The organism is Ruegeria sp. C6, from assembly GCF_056537625.1.
This window is the reverse complement of record NZ_JBQFRW010000005.1, coordinates 210,299-232,006: the sequence shown is the minus strand read 5'-3', so window position 1 is coordinate 232,006 and position 21,708 is coordinate 210,299. Positions and strand designations below refer to the sequence as shown.

Annotated in this window: 22 protein-coding genes; 17 read left to right on the top strand and 5 right to left on the bottom strand. The window is 58.3% G+C overall.

What is annotated here, in order from left to right:
- Nucleotides 1-17 precede the first annotated feature (17 nt).
- The 4 genes from ACR0MJ_RS16745 to uvrC all read left to right on the top strand — a co-directional run bounded on the left by ACR0MJ_RS16745 (nt 18) and on the right by uvrC (nt 4,912).
- Complete coding sequence (locus tag ACR0MJ_RS16745) at nt 18-815, top strand: S49 family peptidase (RefSeq protein ID WP_170423599.1); 798 nt, start codon at nt 18-20, stop codon at nt 813-815.
- A 168-nt stretch (nt 816-983) separates the two neighbouring features.
- Entirely contained in the window at nt 984-1,946 is a 963-nt protein-coding gene (locus ACR0MJ_RS16740) for a calcium/sodium antiporter (RefSeq protein ID WP_170395605.1), read from the top strand.
- 21 nt (nt 1,947-1,967) lie between these two features.
- Nucleotides 1,968-2,747, top strand: coding sequence for an SDR family oxidoreductase (locus ACR0MJ_RS16735; protein ID WP_480761817.1), 780 nt, complete (start codon nt 1,968-1,970; stop codon nt 2,745-2,747).
- Between the two features lie 290 nt (nt 2,748-3,037).
- Nucleotides 3,038-4,912, top strand: coding sequence for an excinuclease ABC subunit UvrC (gene uvrC, locus ACR0MJ_RS16730; protein ID WP_480761866.1), 1,875 nt, complete (start codon nt 3,038-3,040; stop codon nt 4,910-4,912).
- Here uvrC and ACR0MJ_RS16725 read toward each other — a convergent pair.
- On the bottom strand, nt 4,909-5,793 hold the full coding sequence (locus ACR0MJ_RS16725; RefSeq protein WP_480761815.1) for a DMT family transporter: 885 nt from the start codon (nt 5,791-5,793) through the stop codon (nt 4,909-4,911). The genes uvrC and ACR0MJ_RS16725 overlap by 4 nt on opposite strands.
- Nucleotides 5,794-5,983: 190 nt before the next feature.
- On the opposite strand from ACR0MJ_RS16725, the gene pgsA reads away from it, so the two are divergent.
- The 3 genes from pgsA to ACR0MJ_RS16710 are packed head-to-tail and all read left to right on the top strand — an operon-like array spanning nt 5,984 to nt 7,346.
- Nucleotides 5,984-6,652, top strand: coding sequence for a CDP-diacylglycerol--glycerol-3-phosphate 3-phosphatidyltransferase (gene pgsA, locus ACR0MJ_RS16720; protein WP_170395613.1), 669 nt, complete (start codon nt 5,984-5,986; stop codon nt 6,650-6,652).
- A gap of 3 nt (nt 6,653-6,655) precedes the next feature.
- Nucleotides 6,656-6,901: a molybdopterin converting factor subunit 1 gene (gene moaD, locus ACR0MJ_RS16715; protein ID WP_170395615.1), complete on the top strand. Its 246-nt coding sequence runs from the start codon at nt 6,656-6,658 to the stop codon at nt 6,899-6,901.
- Between the two features lies 1 nt (nt 6,902).
- Entirely contained in the window at nt 6,903-7,346 is a 444-nt protein-coding gene (locus tag ACR0MJ_RS16710) for a molybdopterin synthase catalytic subunit (protein WP_170408409.1), read from the top strand.
- Nucleotides 7,347-7,351: 5 nt separating this feature from the next.
- Here the strand turns inward: ACR0MJ_RS16710 and ACR0MJ_RS16705 are convergent, their stop codons facing one another.
- The 3 genes from ACR0MJ_RS16705 to ubiA all read right to left on the bottom strand — a co-directional run bounded on the left by ACR0MJ_RS16705 (nt 7,352) and on the right by ubiA (nt 10,626).
- Nucleotides 7,352-7,672: a hypothetical protein gene (locus tag ACR0MJ_RS16705; RefSeq protein WP_170395619.1), complete on the bottom strand. Its 321-nt coding sequence runs from the start codon at nt 7,670-7,672 to the stop codon at nt 7,352-7,354.
- A 1-nt stretch (nt 7,673) separates the two neighbouring features.
- Nucleotides 7,674-9,596 carry an OmpA family protein gene (locus ACR0MJ_RS16700; RefSeq protein WP_480761813.1) on the bottom strand — a complete coding sequence of 641 codons (1,923 nt, stop codon included), beginning with the start codon at nt 9,594-9,596 and terminating at the stop codon, nt 7,674-7,676.
- Between the two features lie 67 nt (nt 9,597-9,663).
- Nucleotides 9,664-10,626 carry a 4-hydroxybenzoate octaprenyltransferase gene (ubiA, locus tag ACR0MJ_RS16695; RefSeq protein ID WP_170395623.1) on the bottom strand — a complete coding sequence of 321 codons (963 nt, stop codon included), beginning with the start codon at nt 10,624-10,626 and terminating at the stop codon, nt 9,664-9,666.
- 12 nt (nt 10,627-10,638) lie between these two features.
- Between ubiA and ACR0MJ_RS16690 the strand changes: the two genes are divergently transcribed.
- The 9 genes from ACR0MJ_RS16690 to ACR0MJ_RS16650 all read left to right on the top strand — a co-directional run bounded on the left by ACR0MJ_RS16690 (nt 10,639) and on the right by ACR0MJ_RS16650 (nt 19,841).
- Nucleotides 10,639-11,364, top strand: coding sequence for a 16S rRNA (uracil(1498)-N(3))-methyltransferase (locus ACR0MJ_RS16690; RefSeq protein ID WP_480761811.1), 726 nt, complete (start codon nt 10,639-10,641; stop codon nt 11,362-11,364).
- Nucleotides 11,361-12,209, top strand: coding sequence for a GNAT family N-acetyltransferase (locus ACR0MJ_RS16685; RefSeq protein WP_480761809.1), 849 nt, complete (start codon nt 11,361-11,363; stop codon nt 12,207-12,209). The genes ACR0MJ_RS16690 and ACR0MJ_RS16685 overlap by 4 nt, the downstream gene beginning before the upstream one ends.
- Complete coding sequence (locus tag ACR0MJ_RS16680) at nt 12,206-12,733, top strand: hypothetical protein (RefSeq protein ID WP_170408404.1); 528 nt, start codon at nt 12,206-12,208, stop codon at nt 12,731-12,733. Before ACR0MJ_RS16685 ends, ACR0MJ_RS16680 begins: the two co-directional genes overlap by 4 nt.
- Nucleotides 12,734-12,800: 67 nt before the next feature.
- A complete protein-coding gene (locus ACR0MJ_RS16675; protein ID WP_480761808.1) occupies nt 12,801-14,171 on the top strand; it encodes a glutamate--cysteine ligase in 1,371 nt (456 codons plus the stop codon).
- Between the two features lie 70 nt (nt 14,172-14,241).
- Nucleotides 14,242-15,315, top strand: coding sequence for a phenylalanine--tRNA ligase subunit alpha (gene pheS, locus ACR0MJ_RS16670; protein WP_010443591.1), 1,074 nt, complete (start codon nt 14,242-14,244; stop codon nt 15,313-15,315).
- Nucleotides 15,312-15,734 carry a hypothetical protein gene (locus ACR0MJ_RS16665; RefSeq protein WP_480761807.1) on the top strand — a complete coding sequence of 141 codons (423 nt, stop codon included), beginning with the start codon at nt 15,312-15,314 and terminating at the stop codon, nt 15,732-15,734. The genes pheS and ACR0MJ_RS16665 overlap by 4 nt, the downstream gene beginning before the upstream one ends.
- A gap of 301 nt (nt 15,735-16,035) precedes the next feature.
- Complete coding sequence (locus tag ACR0MJ_RS16660) at nt 16,036-16,839, top strand: CE1 family esterase (RefSeq protein WP_480761805.1); 804 nt, start codon at nt 16,036-16,038, stop codon at nt 16,837-16,839.
- A gap of 78 nt (nt 16,840-16,917) precedes the next feature.
- A complete protein-coding gene (pheT, locus tag ACR0MJ_RS16655; protein WP_480761803.1) occupies nt 16,918-19,314 on the top strand; it encodes a phenylalanine--tRNA ligase subunit beta in 2,397 nt (798 codons plus the stop codon).
- Nucleotides 19,315-19,394: 80 nt separating this feature from the next.
- Complete coding sequence (locus ACR0MJ_RS16650; RefSeq protein ID WP_170423625.1) at nt 19,395-19,841, top strand: YtoQ family protein; 447 nt, start codon at nt 19,395-19,397, stop codon at nt 19,839-19,841.
- Between the two features lie 51 nt (nt 19,842-19,892).
- Here ACR0MJ_RS16650 and ACR0MJ_RS16645 read toward each other — a convergent pair whose 3' ends face one another.
- Nucleotides 19,893-20,591, bottom strand: a complete 699-nt coding sequence (locus tag ACR0MJ_RS16645; RefSeq protein WP_170423627.1) for a glutathione S-transferase N-terminal domain-containing protein — start codon at nt 20,589-20,591, stop codon at nt 19,893-19,895.
- A 223-nt stretch (nt 20,592-20,814) separates the two neighbouring features.
- Here ACR0MJ_RS16645 and ACR0MJ_RS16640 point away from each other — a divergent pair, with 223 nt between their 5' ends.
- Nucleotides 20,815-21,621, top strand: a complete 807-nt coding sequence (locus ACR0MJ_RS16640; protein WP_170423629.1) for a mechanosensitive ion channel family protein — start codon at nt 20,815-20,817, stop codon at nt 21,619-21,621.
- Nucleotides 21,622-21,708 lie beyond the last annotated feature (87 nt).

Sequence of the window (21,708 nt, the reverse complement as noted above, 5' to 3'; positions counted from 1 at the left end):
GCTCTACATCGGCTTCCATGAAACTCAGCCTGCCCTTCATGAAAAAGCCGCCACTTGTGGCCGTTGTTCGCCTGTCCGGTGCCATTGGAATGGCCGGGCGAGGGTCGATGAACGCGACCGCTCTGGCACCGGTGTTGGAGAAAGCCTTTCGCAAGGGCAAGCCCGCTGCGGTCGCGCTGGAGATCAATTCGCCGGGCGGCTCCCCCGTTCAAAGCTCATTGATCGGTGCGCGTATCCAGCGACTGGCGGAAGAGCTTAAGATCCCTGTTTACGCTTTCGTCGAAGACGTGGCGGCTTCGGGTGGATATTGGTTGGCGGTTTCAGCGGATGAGATTTGGGCCGATGACAGTTCGGTTCTGGGGTCGATCGGCGTGATATCGTCGGGATTTGGCGCGCATGTTTTTCTGGCACGTCAGGGCTTTGAACGGCGCGTACATACTGCGGGTCAGTCGAAATCAATGCTCGACCCGTTTGCTCCGGAAAAGAAAGAAGACATTGCACGGCTCAAAGTGCTGCTGGGCGATATCCACGAGAATTTCATAACCCATGTGAAATCTCGCCGGGACGGCAAGCTGGACAGCAGCGCTGATCTGTTCAACGGCGAGGTCTGGCTGGCCCGTCGCGCGCAACAGCTGGGCCTGATCGATGGTATTGCCCATCTGAAGCCCAAGATGCAGGAGAAGTTTGGCGACAAAGTCAGGTTCCGCCGCTATGGCCTGCGCAAACCGATCTGGTCGCGCTTCGGCGCGACGCTGGCGCAGGATGCCATTGCCGGTATTGAGGAGCGCGCTGCCTACGCGCGTTTCGGGTTGTAGAGTGATCATCAAAGCAGTCACCTTGTTCCTGATCGCCATGGGCGTTCTGGCGATGTTCGGCAAGCTACGCTTTCCTGGACAGAAACGATTGAGTTCTGCGAAATGTCCGCGTTGTGGGCGGTTCAGGATCGGCAAAGGCCCGTGTCCTTGCGAAGAAGGAGGCCGTGGATGACGGCATGGCTGTTCTCCGGCCTCGGGCTGCTGATCCTGTTGTTGGCAGGTGACGCGCTGGTGCGAGGGGCCGTGAACCTCAGCCTGCGGTTGGGGGTTCCCGCCCTGATCGTCAGCCTGACAATAGTTGCATTCGGAACTTCGGCCCCTGAGCTGCTGATTGCAATCAGCGCCATCAAGGAAAACGCGCCGGGCATTGCGTTGGGTAACGTGGTGGGCTCGAATACAGCGAATATCTTGCTGGTTCTGGGATTGCCCGCGCTTCTGGCGACCTTGCACACAAGCGAGTGCGACAGCCGCAAGAACTACATCTTCATGCTTCTGGCGTCGGTGTTATTTATCGGGTTGGCTTTTTGCGGGGTCTTTAATCTGCTCAGCGGGGCAATTTTGCTGGCTGCGTTGGCTCTGATCCTCGGCAACGCGTTTCGCGAAGCACATGCGCACCGTAAAGCCTGTGGTGAAGCTTGTGCCGATGAGGACGAGCTTGAGGGTCTTGAGGAAGCAGATCCTGACATGCCTTATTGGAAGGTGGCGATCTACCTGATCCTCGGCTTGATAGGACTGCCAATGGGTGCGCATCTGCTGGTCGAAAATGCGACCGTCATTGCCCGGAACTATGGTGTGAGCGAAACAGTGATCGGCCTTACGCTGATCGCGGTGGGTACGTCCCTGCCGGAACTGTCGACAACCGTCATGGCTGCCCTGAGGCGACAAGCGGATGTGGCACTGGGTAACGTCATCGGATCGAACATGTTCAATCTGCTGGCCATTGTCGGCATTACGACCTTGTTTGGGCGTATTCCCGTCGATCCTGAATTCCTGCGTTTCGATCTGTGGGTGATGCTCGGCGCGTCGCTCTTGTTGGTTCCTTTTGTATTCTTCAAGAAAGATATCACACGCGTCTGGGGCCTGATCTTGACAGCGCTCTATGTGATCTATGTTGCAAGCCTGTTAGCCTGACCTGACGAGGAGAATGAGCCCATGACCCGAGCATTGGTGACCGGTGCCGGTAAACGCCTTGGTCGTGCCATGGCGCTGTATTTGGCGCAGCGCGGCATGGATGTCGCTGTGCACTATTCCAGTTCGGCTCAGGCCGCGCGTGAAACGGTTGATGAGGTTCAGGCGCTGGGCCGAAGGTCAGTTGCGCTGCAGACCGATCTGCTTGATGAGGGGCAAGTCAGCTCATTGCTGCCGCGTGCAGCTGAGGCGCTGGGTGGTCCGATCACCTGTCTGGTCAACAATGCATCGATATTTGAGTATGACAATATACACACAGCTACCCGCCAAAGCTGGGATCGGCATCTCGACAGCAATCTGCGCGCACCATTCGTACTGACCCAAGCCATGGCCGAGCAGGGGTTGCAGCCGGAGCTTGATGATCAGGGAGAGCCTCTGGCGATTGGGCTGATCGTGAACATGGTGGATATGCGGGTGCGTAAACTGACGCCTGAGTTCATGTCATACACGATTGCCAAGATGGGGTTGTGGGCCTTGACCCGGACTGCAGCGCAGGCTCTGACACCCGCAATCCGTGTGAACGCGATCGGCCCCGGCCCAACGCTGCAGGGTCATCGCCAAAGTGATGCTCATTTTAGCGCTCAGCGGCAGAACACGATTCTGGAGCGCGGCGCGAACCCGTCGGATATTACTGCTGCGCTGGGATACTTTCTGGATGCACATGCCGTTACGGGGCAGCTTCTTTGCGTCGATGGTGGGCAACATTTGGGTTGGCAAACACCCGATGTTCTTGGTGTAGAATAAGTAAATCTGCTGCAAGTTTTGCACTGCTCTCGTTCCTGTTATCTGAACGTTACAAAAATGTCTTAATTTTCATACACTTGTCTCAGATCAACAAATTTATCGTTTAAAAACAATACCATAATTTCCTGCCTATTTTTTGTGCAGATCAACGAATAGGCAAGGATTCAAGGGAAAATCACGATGCCCCTAAAGTTATCTGCACAGTTATCCACAGAAGTCGTGGATTTGTTTTCTCTTGATCTGAAGCGCACAAGATTGCAGCCATGGTCAGAGAATCATATCTCAGACTCATGACCGCCAGTACCGATTCCGAATCGCCGACCCAAGCCACCGGCTATGCCTGCATTCAGCGTTATGTGAAAACGCTGGACAGCTCGCCGGGTGTGTATCGGATGTTGGATGGGGACAGCCGAGTTCTTTACGTAGGTAAAGCGCGAAACCTGAAGGCGCGGGTATCGAACTACACGCGCCCGGGGCACTCGGGTCGGATCGAGAAAATGATCGCCGCAACTGCCTCGATGATGTTTCTGACCACTCGGACCGAGACCGAGGCGCTGCTGCTGGAACAGAACCTGATCAAGCAGCTCAAGCCCAAATACAACGTATTGTTGCGGGATGACAAAAGCTTCCCGAATATTCTGGTCGCCAAGGATCATGCCTTTCCGCAGATCAAAAAGCACCGAGGGGCGAAGAAAGAAAAGGGGGCTTATTTTGGCCCCTTCGCCAGTGCAGGCGCGGTGAACAGGACGCTGAACCAGCTGCAAAAGGCGTTCCTGCTGCGGAACTGTTCGGATTCCATGTTCGATAGCCGGACCCGGCCGTGCCTGCTCTATCAGATCAAGCGATGTTCTGGGCCGTGCGTCGGACTGATCTCGGAAGCCGATTATCGTGAAAGCGTTAAGGATGCCGAAAGGTTCCTGTCAGGCCGATCTACCAAAGTGCAGGAAGATCTCGCCGCGCAGATGATGGCTGCCTCCGAGGCGATGGAGTTCGAACGAGCCGCCGGTTTGCGCGACCGTATCCGGGCGCTGACGCAGGTGCAGACGTCTCAGGGCATCAATCCGCGCGGCGTGGCCGAGGCTGACGTCATTGGCCTCTATATGGACAGCGGTCAAGCCTGCGTTCAGGTGTTTTTCATCCGGGCCAACCAGAACTGGGGTAACCGCGATTTCTATCCGCGCGTCGGCCCGGATGTGTCACAGGCTGAGGCGATGGAAGCGTTCCTGGGCCAGTTCTATGACAACAAGGAACCACCCCGGCAGTTGATCCTGTCTGATGCAATCGAGAATGCCGATCTGATGCAGGAGGCATTGTCGGAAAAAGCTGGACGCAAGGTGGAAATCCTGGTGCCCCAGCGCGGTGAAAAGCAGGAACTGATCGCCGGTGCCTTGCGCAACGCACGTGAATCGCTGGCCCGGCGGATGTCGGAAAGTGCCACGCAGGCCAAATTGCTACGCGGTGTGGCCGAGGCCTTTGATCTGGACGCGCCACCGAACCGGATCGAAGTTTATGACAACTCTCACATTCAAGGCACCAATGCCGTGGGTGGCATGATCGTCGCGGGCCCAGAGGGGTTCATGAAAAACGCCTATCGCAAGTTCAACATCCGCGGCGATGATCTAACCCCCGGCGATGACTTCGGCATGATGAAAGAGGTCCTGACCCGCCGTTTTACGCGCCTGCAAAAGGAAGATCCGGATCGGGACAAAGGGCATTGGCCCGATCTGCTGCTGATCGACGGTGGTGCAGGGCAGGTGAGCGCCGTGAATGAGATCATGGCCCAGCACGGGGTCGAGGATATCCCGATGGTCGGTGTCGCTAAGGGTGTCGATCGCGATCACGGCAAGGAAGAATTCCACCGCATCGGGCAGCGCCCTTTTGCGCTGAAACGCAACGATCCCGTATTGTACTTTATCCAGCGCTTGCGGGATGAGGCGCATCGCTTTGCCATCGGCACCCATCGCGCGAAACGCGCCAAGGCGGTTGGTGCAACGCCACTGGACGAAATCCCCGGCGTCGGGGCCGCGCGCAAACGCGCCCTGCTGACTCATTTCGGCAGCGCCAAAGCGGTGAGCCGAGCCAATTTGGCGGATCTTAAAGCCGTCGAGGGGATTTCAGCCGGGTTGGCGCAGAAGGTCTATGACTTCTTCCATGACAAGGGCTAGGCTTTTCGCCCCCGCCAAAGGATATAGAGGCCCGACGCCACGATGAGGCCGCAGCCAATCCACATGGTCTGATCCAATCGCTCGCCAAACATCAACACGCCCAAGCCGATACCGAATAACAGCCGCGAATAGCGAAACGGCGTCACAGATGAGACCTCGCCGGTGCGCATCGCCTTCATCAGCGCGGCATAGGCCATGACCCCCATCACAATCGCCCCGCCCATGTGCAGGCTGACATTAGGCGTCAGAGTTTGCAGCGGTGTTCCTTCCCAGAATCGATAAGCCAAACCCGCGACAATGATGCAGAGGAAGCCATAGAACCCCAGAACTTCGGTGCCCAGTGTTGCGGGTGCGGCGCGGCTGGCCAGATCGCGCCCCGCAAAGCCGAGCATCCCCAGCACGGCAAGGATTGACAGGGCCGAGAAGCTGTCTCCGGTCGGTTGGATGATGATCACAACGCCAACAAGACCGATCAAAATGGCGCTCCATCGCCGCCAGCCGACGGATTCTCCAAAGAACAACGCGGCCCCTGCGACGACAACCAGTGGTGTGGCCTGCAGGATCACCGTGGCCGATGACAGTGGCGTCAAAGCGATCGCCAGCACATAGAACAAACGTCCAAGAATCTCGAAGACCACACGCACCTTCATTGGGCGCGACAACACGTCGGGCTGGAACAGACGCGTGCTACGTACTGTGGCAACCGCTGCATAGATCACAGCACCACCCGAACCGAACAGTACAAGCACCTGCCAGATCGGGATCGACGCCGAAGCCGCCTTAAGCAGCGCATCCTCCAGCGCGAACAGCGCCATTGCGGCGACCATCCAGGCGCTGCCGATCAGATTTGACCGGGGATCGGTTTGAATATGCGGTGTCATGTCAGCTCTGGGGTGTTGTCTGGTTGGCCAGCCGACAATCTGACGCCAAAGCAATCAAGTGCCAAGATGAAACCTGTAATGTGACCACCGCTGCGACGCTTTGACTTTTAAGACAGCAAACGCTTGTGCTGGGTCAGTTTTTTAAGACCCTGTCTTTTCTGTCTTGACCCGGCGATGTAGGGTCCAAGCCATGAAATGGAACCTGCCGAATATTCTGACTGTACTGCGCCTTGTGGCGGCCCCCGGTCTCGCCGTGATGTTTCTGTATTTCACCCGTCCCTATGCGGATTGGTTTGCTTTGATTCTGTTCCTGTCAGCGGCGATCACCGATTGGTTCGACGGGTATCTGGCGCGCGCCTGGAAACAGGAAACGAAGATTGGCGCCATGCTGGATCCCATTGCCGACAAGGCAATGGTGGTGATCGCGCTGATGATATTGGTGGGCTATTCGACTGAACACTGGACACCATGGCTGGTCCTGCCCGCGACAGTGATCCTGTTTCGCGAAGTCTTTGTCTCAGGCTTGCGAGAGTATCTGGGCGATGTGGCCGGAACCCTGAAGGTCACCAAGCTAGCCAAGTGGAAAACGACGGCACAGATGGTAGCGATCGCGATCCTGTTCTCGCAGGGGATATTCGAGCACCATTTTGTGATGGCCACGTTTGGCATGGATGCGACAACCATTGATCAGGTTCTGGCAGGGCAGGTCGAGGACCTGAACAACATCCGCTGGCATCTTGAGGCCATGTTCTGGTCAGGTCGTATCGGGCTATGGCTGCTCTGGATTGCCGCGACGCTGACATTGATCACAGGCTATGACTACCTACGTAAAGCCATGCCCCACCTGAAGGAGAGCTAACCGATGAACGTGCTGTATTTCGCTTGGGTGCGCGAACGCATCGGCCTGCCGAAAGAGAAGATTGAAACCGAGGCCGCAACAGTCAGCGATTTGGTCGCGGAACTGAGCGCGCGTGAGGATCGCTATGCTGCTGCCTTTGCCGATCTGTCGGCCTTGCGCGTGGCGCTGGACCAAGAGCTTTCGGATTTTGACGCCCCACTGACCGGTGTACGCGAGGTTGCGTTCTTTCCGCCCATGACGGGTGGCTAGAATGCGGATCGTCGTGCAGGAGGCCCCGTTCGATCTGGGGGCCGAAGCCAACGCTTTTGCCGCCGGGGACGATGCCAACGGGGCCATCGTGACCTTCACGGGCGTTGTGCGCGATCTGGCTTCGGGCGATCTGGATGTGATGGAGATCGAGCACTATCCTGGCATGACCGAACGCGCCCTAACCAAGATCGCGGAAGAGGCGCAAGCCCGTTGGTCACTGGGCAACGTTCTGGTGATCCACCGCCACGGAAGGCTTGCGCCGGGTGACCGGATCATGATGGTCGCAACCGCCGCACCGCACCGCAAAGATGCGTTTGAGGCGGCGGAATATCTGATGGATTACCTTAAGTCTCGCGCGCCATTCTGGAAGAAGGAAATCACCACGTCCGGAGCAGAATGGGTGGCTGCCAAGGACGAGGATGAAGACGCGCTGACCCGCTGGTAGGGTGCCTAGTCTGCGTTGTTGATCCGCCCGCGCATCTCTTCGGCTTCCTGCCGCGCCGCGCGCAGCCCTTCCATTGCGGCATTCAACTCGGCTTCGGTTTGAGTCAGCTGGTTGGTCAGCTCTGCCTCGCGCTGCTGAAGATATGTGATTGCCTGATCGCGTGTTTCTTCGGCCTCGTGCAGTTCCTGACTCATGCGGTCAAGATCGGCCACGTCGCTTTGGCGAACACGGGACAGCCGATGGGCCAGCCAGTTGGCGAACCAACCCATGCAGAAAGCTGCGAACAGGATGATGGCTGTGGCGATGATGAATTCTGTTCTGTTCAACTTACTGGTCCTCTGAGCCTGCATCCGGTGCGTCGGTTTCAGGTGTCTCGATTTCGGCCTCAGATTCGGCCTCGGCTTCCATCGCCTCAAGCCCGGTCAGGGTGTTGGCCACGGGTTCAGGACGGATCAGGCGAAACTCGATGCGGCGGTTCTCTTCGCGGCCTTCTTCGGTTTCGTTATCGGCGATGGGCTGCGTCTCGCCATACCCGACCGCAGAAAAGCTTGAGGTCGGCACGCGCCGTCCGCGCAATTCGTTCAGGATCGACTGTGCGCGCGACTGGCTGAGCTGCTGGTTCATCTCTTCACGGCCCTGACTGTCGGTATGGCCCTGAATCTCCAACCGGATGGGGCCACATTCGCGCAGGATGTCAGCGATCTGGTTCAGGGCATCGCGCGAGTCGGCGGCTACTGTGGCTGAACCCGGTTCGAACGCAATCTTTCTGGCGGCCTGTACCTCTGCCAGCTGCTCTTCGCAGACCTCAGGGTCGGGCGGCGCGTCGGCGGGTGCGGGCGGCTCCTGATAGGTGATTGACAGGGTGTAATCCTGCGCCTCGCCCAGCTTGTCCGACAGCATGCCGGCGATCCGGGCCTTGGCGTCGGGATCATGGCTGATGCCCGACAGCGCTACATTGTCCGGCGTAACGGTCAGGGCGCCATTGTGCAGTTGCGACAGTGCCTCCAGCCCGGCCAAGACGCGTATGGGCCAATCCGCGGGCAGGTCCGGTGCAATCCGGGTGGCTGTGTGCACCTGCAATGATCCAAAGGCGGCACGTGCAAAGCTGTCGGTCATTTCACGCAGCGTTTCGTCACTCAGACGGCCACGCAGTTGAACCAAACCCTCAGGGCTACGTGTTGCGACGAATTCAATAGGCCCAGTCGGGTCATCCGGTTCGGGTTCGGGAAGAATTGCATGCAAGGCGAAGACCTCGGGCAGCATATTTTCGAGCTCTCCCACGATGCGGTCGAACTCCAAAGGGTTAGTCCCTTGTGTGGCAACTAGAGTGATATCTGCATCCGACAGAGTAACTGAACCCTGACCAAGTTCGGATAGCGCACGAATGCTGAGCTGCGCTGCATTCGCCCAACGCGGAGACGGTACGCCTAGCCCAATGGTGCAGGAATAGGGGCCGGTTAATCCGGCCTCTTGTGCTGCAGCGACGATGATGTCGCGCGCAACTTCATCCTGGGCCGAGCACGCATCAAACTGCCCGCCATCCTCATCTATCAGATAGCGCAGCGTGAATGGTGTGATTACCGGGCGAGGTGCCGAAATCGAAAGGCCGATTCGCAGACCTGGTGGCGCGGCGCGGCTCAGGTCTTGTTCCAGCTGGTCTTTCTCTTGCTGGCTATCGGCAATGGCCGTGATACGCACCAACCCTGGGCTGGCAGATATCTTGGCCCGTGGCAAATCCGAGAGCGCTTCGATCGCATAGTCGATTGCCTGATCCCAACCGTCTGGCTTGGGATAGTCGGCACTTTCCATCAGGTCCGAAACTGACGCGTCCCGATCAAGGCGTTGCAGCCTGTCTACCAGATCATCGCGATCCAGAGCCGCAGGTACTAGCCCGATAATCGAAATTCCACTGTCATTGCGCAAGATCTCGGTAGAAAAGCGGGGCGGTGTCAGATCGGCGGTGGGAGCAACCTCCATCTCGTCAATGACGCGCGAGGTGTCGACCTCGGTGCCCGCAGCGATCAGGGCGTTGAATCGGGTCGCCTCAGTCGGGGCCGTGCCGGTCAGAACGACACGCAGGCCGTCGGATTCGACTTCGGCCCAATCATGCCCCTGCAAGTTCAAGGCCTTTCGCACGGCCAGTTCCGAGGCGTCTTCGATCTTGCTGACCGCAAATCCAGCGACCACCAGCGATAGAACGGCGGACACCGCGAAAATCAACGCAACAGCTAGGGCGTAAGGCAGACGCATGGGCGAAATCGAGACTCCTCGGGCGGTTGGTTCCGGGACTCATACAGAGCGCAGCACAGAGGTGCAATCAGAGGAAAAGGGCGACGCAGAGGAAGATCAGCGGAATCAAGCCGGTGTCACGATTGGCCCGGAAAAGCTGCAGCAATTTGGCGTTGTCCTCCGTGTCCAGCCCCCGCAATTGCCAGGCCAGATGCCACCCCATCGCCCAGGGCCCGCCAAGGGCGACCGCCAAAGCAAGAACCGATGTCCCGGGCAAAGCCGCGTCGATAATTGCAAAGGCCATTAGACTGACGGTTCCAATCAGAAAATACTTGAGCCAACGGGCGGTATCGGTGCCAAACAGCCGTGCGGTGGACTTGATGCCGATCAGCTCGTCATCCTCGGCATCCTGATGGGCGTAGATCGTGTCGTAGAACAAAGTCCAGGCGATTCCTGACAGATAAAGCATGATCGCAGGCCAGCCCACGGTGCCGGTATGTGCAGCCCAGGCCAGCAATGCGCCCCAGTTGAAGGCCAGCCCCAGAAAAATCTGCGGCCACCAGGTAAATCGTTTTGCATAGGGATAGATGGTAACAGGCAGCAAAGACAAAACTCCCATCGCAATCGCGGCCCGGTTGAAGGTCAGAAGGATGGCCAGGGCCAACAGACATTGCAGCACCATCCAGAATACCGCCTGACGGACACTCACCTGACCCGAGGGAATCGGGCGCGACCTTGTGCGTTCGACCTTCCCGTCAAACTCTCGATCGGTGATGTCATTCCACGTACAGCCCGCGCCGCGCATCAAAAACGCGCCGATCGCACACCCAACGGCGATCCAAAGATCCCCCCACCGTGGAGTGCCGTCGCTCAGGATGGCCAGCGCCAGACCCCACCAGCAGGGGATCAGCAGCAACCATGTGCCGATAGGTCGGTCCGCGCGGCTGAGCCGCAGGTAAGGGCGGGTGAAGGCAGGCGCGTGAGTGTCGACCCAGTTGCCGGTAACGGCATCGGCGACCTGACCGTCTGGTGTTGGGGCATTGCCTTGCATATGTAGGGTCTCATGAATGCGAAGATCAGACTGTATGTAGAGCACCCTTTGGGTCCGGGGCAATCGGTTCCTTTGACGCGTGAGCAGGCGCACTACCTGTTCGGCGTCATGCGCCTGTCGGTTGGGGGCCGGGTCGCCCTGTTCAATGGCAGCGATGGCGAGTGGCAGGCCGAGGTAGCAGAAGCGGGCAAACGAGGCGGAATCCTGTCGTGCGTGGAGCAATCGAAACCTCTGCAATTACCGCCCGATCTGTGGCTTCTCTTTGCACCGATCAAGAAGGCGCGGACCGATTTCATCGTTGAAAAAGCAGCTGAAATGGGGGCCGCGCGGATCATACCGGTGCAGACCGAATTCACCAACTCCGAGCGCATTCGGCAGGATCGCTTGCAGGCCCACGCAATTGAGGCGGCCGAACAATGTGGCGGCACTTTTGTGCCTGAGGTCGCTGACCTCCAGCGATTGGATCGTATCCTGGGCGCGTGGCCCGATGATCGCCAATTGATGTTCTGTGACGAGGCTGAAGCCGGCTCGGCCCTGCGCATGGCAGAGAATGAGAAAGGCAAGCCGTGGGCGATCCTGATCGGCCCCGAGGGCGGGTTTTCCGAGCCCGAACGCAAACGGTTGGCGGAGCTACCATTTACCCATGTGGTCAGCCTCGGCCCACGCATCCTGCGCGCCGATACAGCAGCCGTTGCAGCGATGACAATGTGGCAGCAATCTTTGGGAGATTGGACGTGACGTGGCAATTGGCGCATGAAACGGACCTGTCCAGGATCGACTCGTTTTTGTCCCAACATATCCAAACATCGATGTTCCCTTTGGCCAATCTACGGGATTTTGGCCTGTGCGGTACGCATCCCCGGTCGTTGAATGCATGGACGCTTGGCAGCCCGTTGCGTGCGGTCTTTGCCATAACAAATGAAGGCATGATCCTGCTGCAATGTCCCGACTGTTCGGATACCGAACTTGCCGCAGCGATTGACCTTATTCGAGGCCGGGCCCTGTTCGGCATCGCGGCTGAGGCAACGCAGGCTCGTCGGATAATCCGGTTGGCAGGTTGGGAAGGGCGACCCGCGACCCTGAACAGCGATGAGCCGGGGTTTTCCCTGGCGCTGGATCGACTCCAAATACCGGTTTTCAGTGGGGCAGATCTCATGCCGCTTACTGATGTCGATCGTTCGGTCCTTGAAGACTGGCGAGAAAGCTACCTCATCGAAGCCATGGATTTTGATCCTTTGCGTGCACAGACGCAGGCTAGGAAGGATATCAAGACCTATATCGAGCGGGATTCGCATCGAGTTTTGCTACATAATGGCCAACCGGTCAGCATGACCGGCTTCAACGCCCGCCTGCCTGATGTGGTGCAGATCGGCGGTGTCTACACGCCACCAGATTTACGAGGGCGGAGCTATGCGCGTTTGGCTGTTGCCCTGCATCTGGTTGAGGCGCGCGATGCGGGAGTTTCCAGGGCTGTCCTCTTTGCGGCTTCCGATGCGGCAGCGCGTGCCTATATATCCATTGGGTTCCAGCCTGCAGGTCATTACTCGCTGATCCTGTTCAAAAACCCGGAGGACGTGGCATGAGTTTCTTTCGACCCGAAGCCAAACTGGCCCTGTGGCGCTGGCGCGAAGTGCTGGTTGCAGGGTTTGTTCTGATCCTCGGCCTCAGCTGGATCAGCGGCCCCGGCGGATTGCTGGCGTGGTTGGGGTGGCTGCTGATCGTCGTCTCGATGGCACTGGCGGTGATCGGAGTGCAACGCGCGCGCTTTCGCAATGGTGCGGGAGGACCGGGTGTGGTGACTATTGATGAAGGCCAGATCACCTATCTGGGCCCGCTCGACGGCGGCATCGTTGCAGCCCGCGAAATCGAGCGGTTGGCGTTGGATCCGACCTCGCAACCTGCGCATTGGGTTTTGGATCAGCCGGGGCAGCCGACCCTTCACATTCCGGTGAACGCCGAAGGGGCCGAGGCACTGTTTGATGTGTTCTCAGCACTTCCGGGGCTTAAAACCGAGCAAATGCTGTCGGAACTCAACGGTCGTGCGGCACATCCGGTGGTGATCTGGGAACGCACGCCGTCACGGCCTGCGCACCTTAGGCTGCATTGACACTGGCGCGGTTTGCGCTCAGGACTGACCGCCAAGACAGACACATCAGGATCGGAGCACGGGTCACATGTCCATCCCCCAGTCCGGCGGCGGACCGATCGAACGCCATGAGCAACTGGCCGAATATCTGGAATCGGGCTGCAAGCCCAAGGAAGATTGGCGTATTGGCACCGAGCATGAAAAGTTCGGCTATTGCAAAGACACGCTGAAACCGCTGCCGTTTGAAGGCAAACGGTCCATTGTGGCCGTGCTGGAAGGCCTGCGCGATCGTCACGGCTGGGCCGAGGTGCGCGAAGCCGGACATCTGATCGGTCTCGAAAAAGACGGCGCGAATGTCAGCTTGGAACCGGGCGGCGCATTGGAGCTGTCGGGTGCCCCGCTCGAGACCATCCACGAGACTTGTGATGAGGTGAACATCCACCTGCGTGAGGTGAAAGACATCGCCGATGAGATTGGTGTGGGCTTCATCGGTTTGGGCGCGGCTCCGATCTGGACCCATGACGAGATGCCGTTGATGCCTAAAGGTCGTTACCGGCTGATGAACGACTATATGGAGAAAGTCGGCACCATGGGCCGTGCCATGATGCGGCGCACCTGCACGGTCCAAGTCAATATCGACTTCGGGTCCGAGGCGGACATGGTGCAGAAACTGCGCGTTGCGCTGGCACTTCAGCCGGTCGCGACGGCGCTGTTTGCGAATTCTCCGTTTTTCGAGGGCAAGGTGAACGGCCAGAAAAGCTGGCGCAGCTATATCTGGCGGCATCTCGACGACGCCCGCACCGGGATGCTGCCCTTTGTATTTGAAGAGGGGTTCGGCTTTGAACGCTATGTTCAATACGCGCTCGATGTGCCGATGTATTTCGTCTATCGCGACGGACAATATATCGACGCGCTGGGCATGTCGTTCCGCGACTTCCTACAGGGCAAATTGCCTGCATTACCCGGCGAGACACCGACTCTGTCCGATTGGGCCGATCACCTGACCACGGCATTCCCCGAAGCGCGGATCAAGAAATTCATGGAGATGCGCGGTGCCGATGGCGGCCCATGGCGTCGCTTGTGTGCGTTGCCCGCCTTTTGGGTTGGTTTGACCTATGACCAAACTGCGCTGGATGCCGCTTGGGATCTGGTCAAAGGCTGGGATGCCGAGACGCGCGAAGCGCTGCGGGTCGAGGCTGCCAAGGATGGTCTGCAAGCACAGGTTGGCAACATCAACATGCATGATCTGGCGCGCGAAGTGGTCTCGATTGCCGAGGCCGGTCTGGCGTCGCGCGCGCGCCCCGGCGCAGGTGGTCTGGTGCAGGACGAGACGCATTTCCTGAACGCGCTAAAGGACAGCATCGATACGGGCAAGGTTCCGGCGGATGAGTTGCTGGATCACTACAATGGCGACTGGAATGGTGATCTGACCCGGATTTATCCCGAATACAGCTATTGATCCCCACCGTCCCGCTTGCATTCGCGGGGCGGGGCCGATAGCAGGTTGGCGACCAAATTCAGAGGGCGTCATGGACGATCTTAAGGCAAAATATCTGGGCCAAATCGCCGAAGCTGGCGATGAAAACGCGCTTGAGGCGATCCGCGTCGCCGCCGTCGGCAAAAAAGGCGAGGTCGCGCTGAAGATGCGCGAGCTGGGCAAGATGACCCCCGAGGAACGTCAGGTCGCAGGCCCCGCGCTGAACGCCCTGAAGGATGAGATCAACTCGGCGCTTTCTGCCAAAAAGGCCGCGCTTGCCGACGCCGCGCTGGATGAGCGTCTGCGCACCGAGTGGCTCGACGTTACACTACCGACCCGGGCACGTCGTCAGGGCTCGATCCACCCGGTCAGCCAGGCGACCGAGGAACTGACCGCGATCTTTGCCGAACTGGGTTTCTCGGTGGCCGAAGGGCCGCGGATCGAGACCGACTGGCACAACTTCGACGCCCTGAACATCCCCGGCCACCACCCCGCGCGGGCCGAGATGGACACGTTCTACATGCACCGCGCCGAGGGCGACAATCGCCCGCCGCATGTGCTGCGCACCCATACCTCGCCAGTGCAGATCCGCTCGATGGAACTGCAGGGCGCGCCGATCCGCGTGATCTGCCCGGGCGGTGTCTACCGCGCCGACTATGACCAGACTCACACGCCGATGTTCCATCAGGTCGAGGGGCTGGCCATCGACAAGGATATCTCGATGGCGAACCTGAAATGGGTTCTGGAAGAGTTCGTGAAAGCGTTCTTTGAGGTCGATGATGTCGAACTGCGCTTCCGCGCATCGCACTTCCCCTTTACCGAGCCCTCGGCCGAGGTCGATATCCGCTGTTCCTGGGACAACGGTCAGCTGAAGATCGGCGAAGGCGACGACTGGATGGAGATTCTGGGTTCCGGCATGGTCCACCCCAAGGTGATCGCCGCCGGTGGTATTGATCCAGAGGTCTACCAAGGCTTTGCGTTCGGGATCGGGATCGACCGTCTGGCGATGCTGAAATACGGCATTCCGGATCTGCGGGCATTCTTTGACAGCGATCTGCGTTGGCTGCGCCACTATGGGTTTGCGGCGCTGGATATGCCAAACCTGCATGGTGGTTTGTCTCGGTGAAAATCGACCATAAGCAGCTTCTCCGTTTGATGGAGTACATTGAGGCTTCGGATGTTTCCGGAGCCTCTTTTGATGATGCTGCAGAAAGGCGGGCTGTAATGTACCCATCTTCTCAGCAACAAACTGAGACAACTAAGGATAAGGTTGGTTTATCGATTTCTGAGAGAGACTATTACCTTTCGTTGCTGAGGAATGATCAGTTGGTTAGTGGTAATTTCACTAAGAATGGCATTTTGAACCTCAAGTTGACGTTAGATGGGCATGCTTATCTGAAGGAGCTCAGAGATCAAAAGATTGCTAAAGTTGCTCTGAAGTGGTTAGCAAGGCAGTTTGATAAGATATTCTCTTCGATCGTTCTTCCGGTACTAGTCGCAATTTTGACTGTTTTTGTAATGCGTTACTTAAATCTAACTCAATAAGAACTGCCCCAAAAGAAGTTGATCCTGCAGGAGTCGCTCAGCGCGCGGAGCAAAGGCCGATAGGCCGCCGCGTTATCGCCAGACCGCCCGCACGGGCTGGCGATTTGTCTCCGTTAGCGCTCCGATTGAGTGTTTCGCGGATTTGGCTGGCATAAAGTGCTCAACACAAACCTTTGATCGCCACCCTGCGGTCTGGCGATAGCGCGGCTTTGTGGCTTGATCCGGTGTAGGGTGGGGTGAAACCCCACCCTACACCAATATGTTATGTGACAGGGCGGCAGACGTCGCTAGGCTCCGGCCTATGATCTATCGACTGCTTTTTCTTCTGCTAACCGCGATTCCGGCCTTTGCGATGGGGCCGTGGAAATCTGACTGCCACGGCGATACCGCCTGCGAGATCGGCGAGCGTTCTTACCATGTGCTGGAACCTGATGGTTGGGACGGCGAAACGCCTCTGCCGGTGCTGTTGCACTTCCACGGTTGGGCGCGACAGGGTGATGTGGTGGTGAACCATGAACGCATCGCTGGGGCAACCAAGCTGCGCGATGTGCTATTGGTGGCTCCGAACGGGTTGGGCAAAAGCTGGAATTTCTGGACCGCTGATACCGCAGACGTGCCGTTCGCTGATCGGGTGTTAGAGGATGTTGCCAAGCACTATCCCATTGATCCTGAACGCATCTATGTCTCGGGTTATTCCTACGGCGGCGCGATGGCATGGCGCTTTGTTTGCCAATCGGGCAATGATATCGCCGCGCTGCTGGCCGTTGCGGGATCAATCCGCCAGACCGAGGACTGCCCGGAAGCCCCGCGCGAGGTGCGCCATGTGCATGGGCTGGACGATACGGTGATGGATTTTCCCTTTGGGCCGGACGGCGATACGACCTATCCAGTGGCGCTGTGGAAGGCCAAGTTCAACTGCAACGGCGCGACCCCGCGTGGGGATTGGAGCGTGAAGCCCTTCCTGACGCTCAGCCGATTGGAGTGGACCGATTGCGCGCAAGGGCAGGTGACACTGGACACCCATCCCGGCGGGCACTTTATTCCCCACGGCTGGATCGGCTGGCAGCTGGACGAGCTTTTGAGTCGCACCCCCACCTATCCGTGAGCCGCAGCGCTTGCACCTTGGCGCAATCTTTGCCATTGCCTGTGCCGACTGAATGTTTGCCGGAAAAGGCTCGCTGCAATGAAATTCACTCTGTCCTGGCTGAAAGACCACCTCGATACGGATGCGTCGGTTGATGAGATCGCCGAAGCACTGACCGATCTCGGGCTTGAGGTCGAAGAGATCGTCAACCCGGCGGACCGTCTGGCGGGCTTTACGCTGGGCCATGTGAAACATGCCGAGAAGCACCCGGACGCCGATAAGCTGCGCGTTTGCACGGTTGAAACCGACGAGGGCGATCTGCAGATCATTTGTGGCGCGCCCAATGCGCGCGAAGGCATCACCGTGGTGGTTTGTAAACCGGGTATGTATATTCCCGGCCTGGATATCACCATCAGCGTCGGCAAGATCCGTGGCGTCGAGAGCTTTGGCATGATGGCGTCCGAGCGCGAGCTTGAGCTGTCGGATGAACATGACGGGATTATCGAGCTGCCCTCGGGCGAGGTCGGTGACAAGTTTGTCGACTGGCTGGCCGAGAACGACCCATCAAAAGTTGATCCGATGATCGAGATCGCGATTACGCCGAACCGCCCGGATGCGCTGGGTGTTGCGGGTATTGCGCGAGATCTGGCTGCACGTGGATTGGGCACGCTGAAGGTGCGTGACTATGTCCCCGTGCCGGGGGACTTTGAAAGCCCGATCAAAGTGTCGATTGATGAAGATACGCTGGATGGCGCGCCGCATTTCACCGGTCGGCTTATCAGGGGCGTCAAAAACGGCCCCAGCCCGCAATGGCTGCAGGACCAGTTGAAGGCGATTGGTCTGCGTCCGATCTCGGCCTTGGTGGATATCACCAACTATATGACCTTCGATCACAACCGCCCGCTGCACGTATTCGATGCCGACAAGGTGCAGGGTAACCTACGCGTTCACCGTGCCAAAGGTGGCGAGAAGCTGGTTGCACTGGATGAGAAAGAATACACACTACAGCCCGGCATGATGGTAATTTCGGACGACGAAGGCCCGGAATCTATCGCGGGCATCATGGGCGGCGAGGAAACCGGTTGTACCGAGGAGACCGTGAACGTTTTCCTTGAAAGTGCGTTCTGGGATCATGTGCAGATTGCCCTCACAGGTCGGGCGCTGAAGATAAACTCGGACGCGCGGTATCGATTCGAGCGCGGCGTCGACCCGGAATACACGCGCGAAGGGTTGGAGCATGCGACGCAGATGATCTTGGATATCTGCGGCGGTGAAGCCTCGAATGTGGTCGAGGCGGGCAAAGCGCCGAACCACGCGCGGGCCTACAAACTGGACGCGGCGCGCGTGCAGTCCCTAGTCGGGATGGAGATTCCGGAAAGCGAGCAGCGGCAGACACTGACCCGTTTGGGCTTTCGTCTGGATGGCGAGATGGCGCATGTGCCCAGCTGGCGACCCGATATCATGGGGGAGGCCGATCTGGTGGAAGAGGTTGCGCGGATCGCTTCTCTGACCAAGTTGCAGGGTATTCCGCTGCCGCGTACGACAGCAGGTATCCCCAAACCGGTCATGACACCCACGCAGCGTCGCCAGTCGATGGCGCGCCGGACCTGTGCAGCGCTGGGGTACAATGAATGTGTGTCTTATACCTTCATCGATCAGGCCTCGGCAGCCTTGTTCGGGGGCGGTGACGCAGCAACCATGTTGGAAAACCCGATCTCGTCCGAGATGAGCCATATGCGCCCTGATCTGCTGCCTGGTCTGCTGCAAGCGGCGGCGCGCAATCAGGCGCGGGGTTATGCCGATCTGGCCTTGTTCGAGGTCGGGCCAGTGTTCCACGATGGTGAGCCGGGGGATCAACAGACACAGATTACCGGCCTGTTGGTTGGGCGTAGCGGTCCCAAGGACGTGCATGATGCTTCCCGTCCCGTTGACCTGTTTGATGCCAAAGCCGACGCAGAGGCGGTGCTTGCCGCCATTGGTGCGCCTGCCAAGGTTCAGATCCTTCGTGGCGGCGATGCCTGGTGGCACCCGGGTCGGCACGGCAAGATTTGTCTGGGCCCCAAAAAGGTTCTGGGCGTTTTTGGTGAATTGCATCCGCGCGTGTTGCAGGCGTTGGATATCAAGGGTCCGGCAATGGCGTTCACCATCTGGCCGGATCAGGTGCCGATGCCACGTAAATCCGGTGCGACCCGTTCTGCCTTGGAATTGCGCGACCTGCAGGCGGTCGAGCGCGATTTCGCCTTTGTTGTAAATGCGGATATCGAAGCTCTGACGTTGGTCAATGCGGCTGCGGGTGCTGATAAGGCTCTGATCGAGGACGTGCGCGTCTTTGACGAATTCATTGGCGGTAGCGTCGGCGAGGGCAAGAAGTCTCTGGCCATTACCGTAAGGCTCCAGCCGTCGGACGCGACCCTGAAGGAAAAGGATATCGAGGCGGTCAGCACCAAGATTGTCGAAAAAGTGATGAAAGCCACTGGCGGCGTCTTGCGGGGATGAGTTGGTTTTCGCCTCCGGCGGGAGTATTTTTGAAATGATAAAGGGGCCATTGCGCCCCTTTTTCACGGGAGGAGAGAAAAATGCTGAAGGTCTATTTGTCCGGTGAGATTCACACGGATTGGCGCGAGCAGATCATTGCGGGCGCCGATGGGTTGGATGTTGAGTTCAGTAGCCCGGTCACCGATCACGGTGCTTCGGACGATTGCGGTGTCACGATCTTGGGGGCCGAGCCGAACAAGTACTGGCACGATCACAAGGGTGCCATGGTCAACGCGATCCGGACCCGCAAGGGCATATCAGACGCGGATGTTGTGGTTGTACGCTTTGGGGACAAATACAAGCAGTGGAACGCGGCATTTGACGCGGGCTATGCAGCAGCACTGGGCAAGTCGATCATTGTTCTGCACGGGGCTGATCATCAGCACGCGCTGAAAGAAGTAGATGCAGCAGCACTCGCCGTCGCTGAAGAACCCGCGCAAGTTGTTGAGATCTTGCGCTACGTTCTAACAGGCGCGCTGCCTGGGTAACCCGATGGCCCGTGGCGGCGGATTTGGATCCCGCCGCACAGGCCTTGTTTATCAATCCCGTGAGGGGATGTTCAGTCCTCTTTGCACTGCGGGTCGATCCAGGAACCTATCCAGATAGCGCGTAACGTTGCCATAGCTTTCCCAGCCTATGACATCCTTGACGCCGTAATAATCTAAACCGCGCAGCCAGGGCGCGATTGCGATATCCGCGATCGAGAATTCTCCGGCGATCCAATCTTGGCCGTCCAGTTGCCGGTCGAGAACGTTCAGCAGGCGTTTGGCCTCGGACACGTAGCGTTCGCGCGGGCGGGGGTCTTCGATTTCAGCCCCTGCGAATTTGTGGAAATACCCAAGCTGGCCAAACATTGGTCCGATACCGCCCATCTGGAACATAACCCATTGGGTGACCCGGTGCTTGTCGCCTTTGTTCTGACCCAGCAGCTTACCGCTCTTTTCAGCGAGGTACAGAAGGATTGCACCGCTTTCGAACAAAGCCAACGGAGCATCGTCGGGCCCGTTGGGATCAATGATCGCCGGGATCTTGTTGTTCGGGTTCAGCGAAAGAAACTCCGGGCTTTTGACATCTGCATCGGCCAGTGTGACACGATGTGCCTCATAAGGCAGGCCGGTTTCTTCCAGCATGATCGACGCCTTTACCCCGTTGGGTGTGGGGAAGGAATAAAGCTGAATCCGCTCGGGGAACTGTGGGGACCATTTATTCATGATCGGGAATTGGATTGTGTCCAGCATGATGGGCTCCTTTTATCGCGCCTGTCTCGGTCAATCTGGTAATTTGTGGCGCTTTTGTAAGGTCCAATTCTGTGCGTGATCGGTCAGTCGATGTTTGCTGGGGAACAGCAGGGGGGAAAACTCGGAAATCCCGCACCTAGACCTGCGCGCAAAATTAGCCCAGACTTTTCAGCGATCCCGCGCCAAAAGGCGCGGGTTTGCTGTTGGCGCAAAGGAGAAGCGTGTGGAAGATGTCGTAACACAGGTGGGCGCATTTGGTCCGCTGATCATGAGCGCGATCAAAGCGTTGATCGTTCTGGTATTGGGTTGGATCGTTGCCGGAGCCATTAGCGGTCTGGTGCGGCGGCGGATCAACGCCACGCCACATATCGACCCGACTTTGGGGAATTTCGTTGCGAGCCTCGTGAAATGGGTGCTGCTGGCGATTGTCTTTGTCGCCGTTCTGGGCATTTTCGGAATCGAGGCGACCAGCATCGTGGCCATACTGGGTGCCGCATCCCTGGCCATCGGTTTGGCGCTGCAGGGAACACTCAGCGATCTGGCCGCGGGCGTGATGCTGGTGGTGTTCCGGCCCTATAAGCTGGGCCAATATGTCGATATTGGTGGCACAGCGGGTACTGTGAAAGACCTGAACCTGTTCACGACCGAGCTGGTGACGCCGGACAACGTGCAGATCATCGTGCCAAACGGTCAGGCTTGGGGTTCGGTGATCACCAACTATTCCGCCCATGACACCCGCCGGGTCGATCTGGTGTTTGGCATCGACTACGGCGATAGCGCGGATGAGGCTATGAACATCATCCTGGATGTGGCCAAAGCTGACGATCGTATCATGGCTGATCCTGAGCCCTGGGTGCGGGTGACAAATCTTGGGGATAGTTCGGTTGATCTGACCGCGCGCCTGTGGTGCGCCGCGGCTGACTATTGGGATGTGAAGTTTGAACTTACCAAAGCGATCAAAGAAGCGTTTGACGCCAAAGGCGTATCCATCCCGTATCCGCATTCTGTGGAGATTCACAAAGAGGCGTAAGCCTCCCGCCCGTCGATCGGGCATTGAAATGCCATCCTCTGGTTGGGCCGGGCACCGCGCTAAGGCGCGGTGCTTTTTTGCGCGAAC